We start from the raw sequence: 11,241 nt of genomic DNA, 5'->3' as shown, positions 1-11,241 counted from the left end.
CACGACGACGCCGGGCAGCCTGGAGGGGACATGAGCGAGCGCGGGTGTGGGGAGCCGGTGTGGGGGCCGGTGCACCGGGACATCGTCGATCTGCTGGCCGATCACCCCACCGACGTGCCGGCTGTCGTCGACCACCTGACCAAGCTGCAGGACATGCTGGTCCGGCTCCCGCCGCTGCTGGACAGCTGCCCGCTGGCCGACTTCAACAAGCTGTACCTCACCATCACCAGCAGCGTGCTGGACGGGCTGTACACCGACCGTTTCGTCGATCCGGCCTTCCTGTCCCGACTGGATGTCGAGTTCGCGGCCCGCTACTTCGACGCCTTACGCATGTGGAGCGACGCCAGCCCGAGCACTCCCAGAGCCTGGACGTGCCTGTTCGAGCGGATGCATGGGCCGGACGCCCGGCCGCTGCCCTCGGCGGCGGCCGGTGTCAACGCGCACATCAACTTCGACCTGCCGTTCGCGCTGGTCACCACGTTCGACCACCTGGAGTCCGAGCCGGTCGACGGCAGCGACCAGCACCGCGACTACCTGGAGATCAACAAGATCTTCGCCGACAAGATCCCCGGGCTGCGCCGGGGCTACCTGGAGCAGTGGCAACTGCTCATCGACATGCTCAACGGCGACATCGACGACTGGTACCAGGGTGAGTTGATCAGTTACACCCGCGATGTCGCCTGGCGCAACGCACAGCGGATCTGGCGGTGCCGGCACGACCCGCACCAGCATGAGCGCGAGCGCAGGCGGCTCGACGACACGGCCGCCGCGCTCGGTCGGTTGCTGCTGTCGCCCCTCGGGGCGTTCCTGCAGTAACCGGGACGGGGGGTCCCCGCGCCCCGCCCACCTGTGGGCGCGGGGACATCCGACCCGAGACCCGGGCGGCAGCGTCCGGAGGTGGCCACCGGGGGGCCACGGGGAGCACGGGGGGACCACGGGGAACAGGGGCCGGCCGGCCCGGGGGGTGTCGGCCGGCCCCTGCGGGGTACGCCGCCACCATGACCGCTGTGTCCCGGCGCCGTCCTGCCGCCCGACCGCGACCGCGCCCCGCCGCCCCGCCCCGTCCCGCGCGGCCGGGAGATCGCGCCGGCCGCGGAGCCCGGTGATGACCGCTCAGGTGTTCGAGTTCCGCTTCGAGTCGCGGTTCCGTTGGCTGCTGGCGCTGATCGGGGTCCGGCCCGACACCGCCTGGGTCCGGGTCGACTCCGGTGAACTGCTGGTCCGGTTCGGCCCCTGGCGGCTTCGTACCGAGCGGAAGAACGTCGCGGGCGTGCAGCGCGGCGGCCCGTACCGCTGGTGGCGGGTGATCGGTCCGCACCTGTCCGGCGCCGACACCGGCGTCACCTTCGGCACCACCACGGCCGCCGGGCTCTGCGTCCGATTCGTGCGGCCGGTGCCCGCCCTGCTTCCCGGCGGATGGCCGCGTCATCCCGGACTGACGGTCACCGTGGCCGACCCCGCCGACCTGGCCCGGGTGCTGACCGCACCGGACGGCGGCTGACGAAGGGCGGACCGGTCGACCGTGACCCTGGGGCCGGGGCACCGGATCCGGTCGGCGGCTGACCATCGGGGTGCGGTGGGTCGGACCGAACCACCACCTACGGTCTGTTCGACAACGGTGAGGCGGGGGCATGGGGGACGGGACGAAAGCGCGACGGGGCCGGGAACGCCGCCGCCCGGCGCCCGGCGCACCGGAACCGGGGCTGCGTGCCGCGCGGGATCCGACGCGCAAGGGGGAACGGGCGGGGCGCCGGGTCACCATGCCCGAGCGGGTGGCCGTGCCGACCGGCCCGGCGGCACCGGAGAGCCGGCTGCGCCGGTGGTTGTTCGTCCACCGGGTGCAGCCGGTCGGACCGGAGACCGCCGAGGGACAGACCCGGTCGCACGCCTGGTGGCGGGTGATGTGCCTGACCGGCGTCGACTACTTCTCCACCCTGTCCTATCTGCCCGGCATCGCCGCCCTGGCCGCCGGCGCGCTGTCTCCGGTGGCGACGCTGCTGATCGTGGCACTGACCCTGTTCGGCATGTTGCCGATGTACCGCCGGGTGGCCCGGGACAGTCCGCACGGCCAGGGTTCGGTGGCCATGCTGGAACGACTGTTGCCGTTCTGGCGGGGCAAGATCTTCGTGCTGGTGCTGCTCGGATTCGTCGCCACGTCCTGGATCGTCACGATCACGCTCTCCTCGGCCGACGCCACCGTGCACGTGCTGCAGAATCCGTATCTGCCGGAGTGGTTCGGCGGCACCGGCGTCGCCGTCGGGGTGACCGTCGTCCTGCTGCTCATCCTCGGTGCGGTGTTCCTGCTCGGCTTCCGGGAGGCGGTGGCGGTGGCCGTACCGCTGGTGGCCGCCTTCCTCGGGCTGAACGCGGTGATCGTGGCGGTGTCGCTCGCCGAACTGGCCGGTGATCCCCGTCCCCTGGCCGACTGGACGGCGGCGCTGACCACGGGCGGCGGTCCGGGCGAGGTGGCGCTGACCGCCGCGCTGGCCTTCCCGTTGCTGGTGCTGGGCCTGTCCGGGTTCGAGACCGGGGTCAGCATGATGCCGTTGGTGGCGGGGCAGGGGCCGGATGCGCCGGCCCGGCTGGCCGCCCGGATCCGCAACACGCGGCGGCTGCTCACCGTCGCTGCATTGATCATGTCGGTCTACCTGCTCTCCACCACCTTCGTCACGGCGGTGCTCATCCCACCTGAGGCGTTCGCCCCGGGTGGGGCCGCCAACGGGCGAGCACTGGCCTATCTCGCCCACGAGCAGGTCGGTGAGGCGTTCGGTACCGCCTACGACATGAGCAGCGTGCTGATTCTCTGGTTCGCGGGCGCGTCGGCGATGGCCGGTTTGATCAACATCGTGCCGCGCTACCTGCCCTCGTACGGCATGGCGCCGGAGTGGGCCCGCGCGGTGCGCCCGGTGGTGATCGTCTACACGCTTGTCTGCATCGTGCTGACCGTCGTCTTCCGCGCCGACGTCGACGCGCAGGCGGGGGCGTACGCCACCGGGATCCTGGCGATGATGGTCTCGGCGGCGGTCGCGGTGGCCATCGCCGCCGCCGGCCGGCGGCAACGCGGCGTCGCCGCCGGCTTCACGGTGCTCACCCTGGTGTTGCTGTACGCGCTGGTCGAGAACGTGATCGAGAAGCCGGACGGGATCGCCATCTCCGGGCTGTTCATCCTCGGCATCATCGCCGTGTCGCTGGTGTCCCGGGTGACCCGCACCACGGAGCTACGGGCGGAGCGGGTCGAGTTCGACGAGACGGCGCGGCGGTTCATCGCCGACTCGGTGGCCCACGACGGCCGACTGCACCTGATCGCTCACAAGCGGCGCAGTGGTGCGGTCAAGGAGTACACCATCAAGGAGCGTGCGCAGCGCGGCCTGAACCCGGTTCCGGGGGCGACCGACGTGCTCTTCCTGGAGATCGACGTGCTGGATCCCTCCGGGTTCCGTCACGTGCTGCGGGTGTGCGGTGTCGAGGTGGGTGGCTACCGGGTGCTGCGGGCGAGCAGCCCGGCGGCGCCGAACGCCATCGCGGCGATCCTGCTGGCGCTGCGGGACGCCACCGGCGTACGACCGCACGCCCACTTCGAGTGGTCGGAGGGGAACCCGATCGCCCACCTGCTGCGCTACCTCATCCTCGGTCGGGGGGACACCCCGCCGGTGGTCCGGGAGATCCTGCGCAAGTCCGAACCCGATCCCGCGCGTCGACCCGGCATCCACGTCGGGGGTTGAGCGGCATCGCCGATGCCGGCTCCGGGTAGATGTGAAGCCGAATGGCGTACGCATTCACTTATGACTGATTTGCGCAGTGTGTCGCCGTACGGTGGCCTCTGGGGGCTGACGCGACGTCGGCCGCCCCGCGCCCGATTCGGTGCGGCCGTGTTTCGCATGCACGAGAGGCAGGAGCGCTGATGTCCACGTACCAAGGGAGCCGTGGGTCCACCCGACCCGGTCGGCGGTCCCGGTGGTTGCTGGCCGGTGGCCTGGTGGCGGGCAGCCTGGTGGCCGGGGCGGCGGGCCTGACCGCCGTCACGGCCTCGGCCGCCGACCGTGACCCGGCGGCACCGGACCCGAGCCGGCCCGCGGCGATGTTTCAGGATGACGTACCCGGAGTCGACGAGACACCGCAACGCCGGGGGCCGGACCGGCAGCGGCCCGAGTGGCGACACGATGCCGGCGCGACCCCGGACAGTTCGGGAGGTGCGAACGGCCGGTCGGCCGGTCACCACGGGCGCGCACCGGACGGCACGGTGGTGCCGGTGCCCTGCGACTCCGGCCGGCTCATCGCGGCTCTGGTGCGGGCGAACGCCGAGGGCGGTGCCACGCTGCGCCTGGCGGAGAAGTGCACCTACACGTTGACCCACGCATTCCAACAGCCCGACGAGTACGACGGAGGCATCCGCGACGCGCGGGAGGCCGCCGACACCGCCGAGAACCCCGGCGACGCCGAGGCGCCGCCGCGCAACCCCGCCGACGACAAGGCCGGCCTGCCGGTGATCTACCACGGGATCACCATCGAGGGCTCCGGTGCGACGATCGTCCGGGGGCTGAACACGCCCGACTTCCGCTTCTTCACCGTGCGTGACGGGGGTGAACTGACCCTCCGGGACGTCACCCTGCGCAACGGCCGCTCGGCGGCGGAGGGCGGCAGCATCCACGTCGTGCACGGCGCCACGGCGGTCGTCGAAGGGGTCACCGTCGTCGGCAGTACCTCGCTGTCGGCGGAGGGCGGTGGCGGTGCCATCTTCAACGACGGCAACCTCCAGATCAGCGACAGCAAACTGATCGGCAACCGGGCCGCCGGCACCCAGGGCAAGGGCGGGGGCCTGCTCAACGGCGGCGTCATGACCATGCACCGGACCGAGTTCCGGCACAACAGCGCGGTCAGCTACGGCGGTGGACTGGCCAACTTCCGGGCCGCCGGCGACGTCTACTCCTCCACCTTCGTGCAGAACAACGCCGGTCAGGGCGGTGGGATGGCCAGCTTCTCCGCGCGTACCAAGGTCTTCGACACCCTGGTGGCACGCAACAGCGCCGAGACCGGTGGCGGGCTGGCCAACTCCGACGCGGTGCTGGTGCTGCGGCAGTTGACGGTCCGCGACAACATCGCCACCGGCAAGGGCGGCGGCATCTCCAGCTTCCAGGGTCTGCTGCCGCTTGACGACAGCGTGGTCAGCGGGAACACCACGCGCGGCAACGGCGGCGGCATCCACGCCGAGAAGTCCAACCTGCTCGTCCGGGGCAGCGACGTCAAGGGCAACGCCGCGGTGGGCAAGCGGTCGCAGGGGGCGGGGCTGTTCGTGACGGCGGGCTCGACCTCGCTCTACCGCAGCCACGTGCTCGGCAACCAGTCCACGGTCAAGGCCGGCGGGATCCAGGCCGAGCGGGCCCAGGTCAAGATCGACGACGACAGCGTGGTCGTCGAGAACTCGCCGACCAACTGCCTGGGCAGCAAGGTGCCGGTGGCGCACTGCTTCCGCTGAGCCGGGACGTCCGGCCGGTATCCGCGCCGACGACCAGGGCCCGTGTCCGCAACCGGCACGGGCCCTGGTCGTGCGTCACCGGGCTCACTGAGAGGGCTGGGGCAGCTCGCAGTCGACCTCCGGGTTGGCGCCGACGTAGTTCAGCGGCCCGGCGGCGATGGTCACCAGGATCGTGCCGGCCTCGGCGCAGTTGGTTTCCTCGTCGTTGTAGTAGCCGCGCTGTCCGGCGGCGATGGCGCCGATGACGAGCCAGATCACCACGAGGACTCCGAATATCGACGTGCCGCGCATGGCTTCCTCCACGAATCGGGGGTTGGGTTGCAAGGTGCGGACCTTGTACCCAGACGCGCCGAGCGGCTAACGAGACCTGCGTGCCCTACGGTGGCGTGGGCGCCTCGGGCGGACGACCGCGGCTGCGGCGAAGGTCGTCCAGCGCCACCCCGGCGAGCACCAGCAGCGCGGCCAGCGACGCGCTGAGTGCCGGCAGGAACAGCACCGCCGGTGCCACGGCCAGCAGCGCCACCACGCCGGCGGGCCGCGACCACGACACCCGGTTGAACACCTCGCGTTCGAAGAGGGCCCGGCCGAGCAGGAACAACCCCGGGCCGCCGAGCATGATCGCCGCCCATTCGGGCGGGGTACGGGCGGGCAGGGTGGGGGTGTGCAGCACCAGCTCGAAGCCGGCCGCCGTGGCGACCACCCCGGCGACCATCACCAGATGGGTGTAGGGGGAGGTGCTCAGGAAACGGGTCGGCCTGTTCGTGACCTTGATGGCGACGGGCAGCAGTTCCCCGGCCTTGTGCACATAGATCCGCCAGAGCAGCAGGGTGGTGACGAAGGCCAGCAGCAGCGCCAGGGCGTCCTCGAGTTCCGAGTGGTTCGTGGTGTAGGCGATGCCGGTGACGAGGATCGCATCGCCCAGAGCGATGGTGAAGAACTGCTGATACCGCTCGGCGAGGTGTTCGGCGGTCAACCTGAACAGAGCGGCCGGGACGCTGCCCAGCCCGGGCACCGGGTAGGACAGCCGGAGCCCGAGGTAGTCGAGGCCGAGGGCGAGCAGCCACAGCGCCATCCGGGCGTCGCCGGAGACGAACGCGCCGCCGATCCACGGCACCGCCGACAGCGCGAACCAGCAGAAGACCCTGGCGGCACGTCGTTGGACCTGCGGGTCGTCGCGTACCGCAGGAATGATGAACAACCCGCGCCCGAGGTGGATGACGACGTACGCACCGGCGAACATCAGCCCTCGGTCGCCGAACGCCTTGGGAATCGCGCTGGCCATCAGCAGCACCCCGAACATCACCGCGAGGACCAGGGCCTTGATCTCGGTGCGTTCCGGGTCGTACAGGTCGGTGATCAGGGTGGTGATCGTCCAGGTCCACCACACCGCGCCCAGCAGGATCAGCGCCTGACCGGCCTGGTGCCAGTTGATCTCCTCGGCCAGCCCGCGCGAGATGAGCGCCAACGCGACGACGTATACCAGGTCGAAGAAGAGTTCCAGGAGGGTGACCCGGCGGGTGGTGGACGTGCTGCGGGTGGGAGGTGGCCGCGGGTTGTCGGGCTGTAGGTGGGCGAACGGCACGGTTGGCTCCCGGCAGCCGGCGACGGTGCGGCGTGCCGGCCTGGCCGGCCTATCGACCGTAACGACGGCTCCGGCCCGGTGGCGTCCCCATCGGAGCCGGTCACCGGAATGGCGTACACCGGGGCCGCCGGCGCGGAGCCCGCGAGGGGCGTGCCCACAGCCGGCGGCCCGGCATCGTCAGGACCCGCTGTCGGCCTGGGCGGCCAGCACCTTCGCCTGCTGAGGCCAGGTGGCCAGGCTGGCGGTGGCGCGTAGCCCGGCGCTCTTGACGGTCTCCCGCAGCGCGGCCTCGTCCAGGTCGGCCAGCTGCTGGTAGGTCCGGATGCCCGCGCCGTGCAGCGCGGCCGCCATCTTCGGCCCGACGCCCTGGATACGCCGGAAGTCGTCGGCCTCGGCGGTCGCCGGCTCCGCGGCGGTGACCGGGTCGGCCACCGTGACCGGCTCGGTCGCCACCGGCTCGGTCTCCGTGGCCGGCGTGCTGGTGGCCGGAGCGGTTGTGGTGGGCGCCGCAGCGGGTTCGGTGGTGGCCGGTGGCCGGACCGGCGGGGTGGCGACCGCCGGCCGCGGTTCCACGGTCGCGTCCACCGTCGGTCCGTCCTGGACGGTGGCCGCAGCGGCGTCGTCGGTGAGCGGGTCGGTGGCGCGCGTCGCCTCGGCGGACTCCGCGCCGGTCACCGGCGCCTCGCGGGTGCCGGCGGTCGGCTCGACGGTGGCCGGGGCGGCGTCGGCCTCGGTGGGCTCGGCCGCCGGGGCGGTGGTGTCGCTGTCCGCCGGTGCGCCGGGAGCGGGCTCGGTCGTTGGTTCGGTCACGGCGGTCGACTGCGCGGTCCCGGCGGCGACCGGAGCCGACTCGCTCGCCTCGGTGGTCGCGTCGTTCGCCGCACCGGCCGTCGACGCGGGCGGTTCCGACCGCCGACCGCGCAGCAACAGCCAGCCCACCGCCAGCCCCGCCAGCAGCGCCACGAGCAGTATCAGCCAGTTCCCGAAGGACTCGCCCACGGTAACCCTCCCTGAGGTTCACGTCCGGATCGTCGCGAGAAAAACTCGCCGCAGCTTCGCACACGCGCGGCCGGGACGACAGACAGGCCAGGTAACAGTCCGTGCCGGACGCGCGGAGGCTACGGCAGGTGTCCGGTCCGGGACGGACGGTGCGGTGGTCACCGCGTGTGTGGACACGGCGCGACCCCGGCACCGGTCGGGTGCCGGGGTCGCGACAAGGATCAGTCCTGCTCGCCCCGGTAGGTGTAGAAGTCGTCGACGAACTTGCGCCGCAACCGGGGAACCCGGCTGGTGACCCGGAAGTAACCGCGGGCTCCGAGCAGCGCGAGCCGGCCGAACACCGGTTGGTACATGCGGTCGTCACCGTTGGTGCCGCTGCGCCCCAACGAGTCGGCGACCCGGGCGAAGCCGTACGGCACCATCGCCGCCTCGTAGTCGGCGACCGCCTGCACCAGGGTCTTCTCACCGGCGGCGGCGAGGATCAGCTGTCGCCGCAGCAGGTTCGCGTCGCGCAGTGCGGTGTTGGCGCCCACGCCCCGACCCGGCGTCATGGTGTGGATCGCGTCACCGAGGAGGGTGACCGTACTGCTCTTCCAGGGCGGCACCGGCTCCGAGGTGGACACCCGGATCGGCAGGGCACTGTCCGGGTCCGCCAGGCTGAGCAGCTCTCGCAGGTGCGGGTGCCAGTTGGCGGTCAGGTCCAGCGCCACCTGGATCAGCTCCGTGCCCCGGCGTCGCATCACGTCCGACGGGAACCGGCGGGCGGTGCTCCACACCACCAGGTTGATGTTGTCGCGGGTGGGGTCGTGCTCCAGCCCCGGCCACCCACTGAGCAGTTTCGCGTCCGCCGAACTCGTCTCCGGTTTCAGCCGGCCGTCGCGGTCCCACTTGAACTCCATCACGTGCAGTACGCCCATCACCCCGCCGGTACCGAAGATGAGCGAGATGCCCCGCTGCACGCTCTCCGGCAACAGGGACCGGGTGTGTGCGGTGAGTGGCACCCGGGTGGCGATGTTCACCGTGCCGGCGTCCCGGATGACGGCGTGCGGCAGATACTGGCGACGGACCGCCGAGTGCGTACCGTCCGCCGCCACGAGCAGGTCACCGGTGGCGGTGCTGCCGTCGGCGAAGTGGGCGGTGACGGTGCCGTCGTCGTGCTGCTCGTACCGGGTGAAGGTGCGGTCGAAGTGCACCACGTCCGCCAGGCCGGTCAGCAGCACCTGGCGCAGCGTCATCCGGGCCACGGATCGTTCCGTGTCGACCGGGTGGGTGTCCGGCCGCAGCGGGAAGGACGCGGTGTGGCGCATCTTCTCACTGAGTACGTTGAAGTAGCGCGGCGAGCGGGCACAGGTGGCCAGATAGATCTCGAACAGCTCCGGCGGCAGGCAGTCACGCAGGGCCCGACTGCCGGTGGGACCGATGCCCACCCGGTAGCCGAGCAGCCCCTCGCCCCTGGCCCGGTGTCGTTCGTAGACCTCGACGCCGATCCCGGCCCGGCGCAGCCCGTGCGCCAGACACAGGCCGCCGGTGCCGGCACCGATGACCAGGACGTGCGGTGCTCGGGTCGTCATGTCTCGCGCCCGGTCAGCCGGCCACGCGCGGTGCCGGAACCTCCGCGCTGTCCCAGCGGTAGAAGCAGTTGGCGATCGCGTCCCGCGGCGAGCGCCAGGTGGGCAGGTACGGCGAGGTGTGCGCCGACAGCCGCTCGTTGACCTGCTGGAACAGCGGATGGTTCCGGGCCGCCGCGAGGGCGTCCGCACCGACGTCGTCGGTCTCCATCAGGTGTACGCACAGGTCGTGCAGGCAGTACAGGGACCGGTGGCGTACCCCGGTCAGGCTCGGCAGTTCGGTCTCGTCGGACTCGGCGAAGATCTGTGCCACGCGACCCTCTGCGCCCGGGATGATTCTGCTGACGATCACTAGACGACTCATCGGACCCCTCTCACCGGTGGTTCGGCCCGGCCGGACACCGGGTACGGGCCGCTGTGGCCCCCACCCTGTCGCCCGCGCAGTCACCTACCCGTCAACGTCCGGGATCGGTGCGGTGACGCATCGCCATCGGGCCGGCAGAGGTGGCGCGGGTGACCACGTGCCGGCGGGGTCCGCTGGTCGGACGGCTGGCCTGGCGGATGGGGTCGAGGGTCTCCGCGAGCAGCGCGCTCATCGCCGGCGACGGCTCCAGTCGCAGTTCCCGCAGCAGCAGGTCCCGGTAGACGTAAAAGGCGTGTACCGCCTCGAAGGCGTTTCCCTCGGCGAGGTGGATGCGGACGACCAGCCGGTGCGGTGTCTCGCGCAGCGGCTCGGCGGCCATCGCCTCCAGCGCCGCCTCCAACGCCTCACCGTGCCGACCGGCGGCCAGGTGCTGGCCGGAAACCTGTTCCAACATGTGCAGTCGGAGCTGGCGCAGCCGTTCCCGGTCGGCCAACACCCAGTCGTCGTACCAGCCGGGCAGCAGGTCGTGCCGGCCGGCGGCGAGGGCCTCCCCGGCGTCGCCCGGGGCGTGGCCGTCGCGAACCCGGCCGGCCGTGTCGACGAGCCGGTCGACATCGACCCGGACCAGCGGGTCGAGGCGGACGGTGTCGGCGGCGGTGGTCAGTGGACAGTAGGGATCCTGACGCAGTCGCCACAGGGCGGTCCGCAGTGAGGACAGTGCCCGTTCCTCGGTGCCCTCCGGCCAGAGCAGGCCGGCGAGGTGGGCACGGGTGGCACCGGGACGCAGCCCGATCAGCGCGATGATCCGTTGCAGGCCACGGGGCACCACCACGGGGGTGTCTCCGTGGGTCAGGCGGAAGCCACCGAGCAGATGCAGCCGGATCTCGGCGTCGTGGGGCTGGCCGGTGGTGGGCGTGGGCGGAACGGCGGCCACGGCGGCACCCCCTGCGGAACGCGTCGGTTGCGGGTCTCGGCCGGGTCCCGGCGTGGCCGCCGTGACGCCATTGTCGGCTCGTCGGCCGTCGCACGCGGGGTGCGGTGCCGGGTCCGACCGTCGCGAAGATTATCAATCGTCGTTACTCTGAGTCAACGACATTGTCGGTAATGTAACCCGCCAGCTTCTGTGAGACCGCCTCTGAACTGGTCAGTCTTGCCGATCATGGCATTCGTGCCCGCTCAGCTGAACCACAGCTTGCGTCAACTCAGCGTCACTGAACCTCGGTCTTCCCCGGAGGGCCGGTGACGCCCGGGTGAC

Annotated in this window: 10 protein-coding genes; 4 read left to right on the top strand and 6 right to left on the bottom strand. The window is 71.7% G+C overall.

Annotated features, from left to right (window positions below; all coding sequences use genetic code 11):
- The first annotated feature begins 30 nt into the window (after positions 1–30).
- The 4 genes from KBX00_RS09770 to KBX00_RS09755 all read left to right on the top strand — a co-directional run bounded on the left by KBX00_RS09770 (position 31) and on the right by KBX00_RS09755 (position 5,473).
- On the top strand, positions 31–816 hold the full coding sequence (locus KBX00_RS09770) for a DUF5995 family protein (RefSeq protein ID WP_210825464.1): 786 nt from the start codon (positions 31–33) through the stop codon (positions 814–816).
- Positions 817–1,105: 289 nt separating this feature from the next.
- Positions 1,106–1,501, top strand: coding sequence for a hypothetical protein (locus KBX00_RS09765; protein WP_210825462.1), 396 nt, complete (start codon positions 1,106–1,108; stop codon positions 1,499–1,501).
- Positions 1,502–1,631: 130 nt separating this feature from the next.
- A complete protein-coding gene (locus tag KBX00_RS09760) occupies positions 1,632–3,722 on the top strand; it encodes an amino acid transporter (RefSeq protein ID WP_210825460.1) in 2,091 nt (696 codons plus the stop codon).
- A gap of 179 nt (positions 3,723–3,901) precedes the next feature.
- Positions 3,902–5,473, top strand: coding sequence for a hypothetical protein (locus KBX00_RS09755; RefSeq protein ID WP_210825458.1), 1,572 nt, complete (start codon positions 3,902–3,904; stop codon positions 5,471–5,473).
- Positions 5,474–5,557: 84 nt separating this feature from the next.
- On the opposite strand, the gene KBX00_RS09750 is transcribed toward KBX00_RS09755, so the two are convergent.
- The 6 genes from KBX00_RS09750 to KBX00_RS09725 form a co-directional block, all read right to left on the bottom strand.
- Complete coding sequence (locus KBX00_RS09750) at positions 5,558–5,764, bottom strand: hypothetical protein (protein ID WP_210825456.1); 207 nt, start codon at positions 5,762–5,764, stop codon at positions 5,558–5,560.
- Between the two features lie 85 nt (positions 5,765–5,849).
- The gene (locus KBX00_RS09745) at positions 5,850–7,055 is read right to left on the bottom strand and encodes a low temperature requirement protein A (protein ID WP_210825454.1); all 1,206 of its coding nucleotides are present in this window, start codon (positions 7,053–7,055) and stop codon (positions 5,850–5,852) included.
- Between the two features lie 177 nt (positions 7,056–7,232).
- The gene (locus KBX00_RS09740) at positions 7,233–8,054 is read right to left on the bottom strand and encodes a helix-hairpin-helix domain-containing protein (protein ID WP_210825452.1); all 822 of its coding nucleotides are present in this window, start codon (positions 8,052–8,054) and stop codon (positions 7,233–7,235) included.
- Between the two features lie 221 nt (positions 8,055–8,275).
- Entirely contained in the window at positions 8,276–9,625 is a 1,350-nt protein-coding gene (locus KBX00_RS09735; protein ID WP_210825450.1) for an NAD(P)/FAD-dependent oxidoreductase, read from the bottom strand.
- Between the two features lie 13 nt (positions 9,626–9,638).
- A complete protein-coding gene (locus KBX00_RS09730; RefSeq protein ID WP_210825448.1) occupies positions 9,639–9,986 on the bottom strand; it encodes a TcmI family type II polyketide cyclase in 348 nt (115 codons plus the stop codon).
- A gap of 91 nt (positions 9,987–10,077) precedes the next feature.
- Positions 10,078–10,920, bottom strand: coding sequence for a BTAD domain-containing putative transcriptional regulator (locus KBX00_RS09725; RefSeq protein WP_210825446.1), 843 nt, complete (start codon positions 10,918–10,920; stop codon positions 10,078–10,080).
- Positions 10,921–11,241 lie beyond the last annotated feature (321 nt).

This window comes from Micromonospora sp. C95 (genome assembly GCF_018070465.1).
Taxonomy (GTDB): domain Bacteria; phylum Actinomycetota; class Actinomycetes; order Mycobacteriales; family Micromonosporaceae; genus Micromonospora.
The sequence above is the reverse complement of the archived record's forward strand: the minus strand, read 5'-3'. Positions and strand labels throughout refer to the sequence as shown.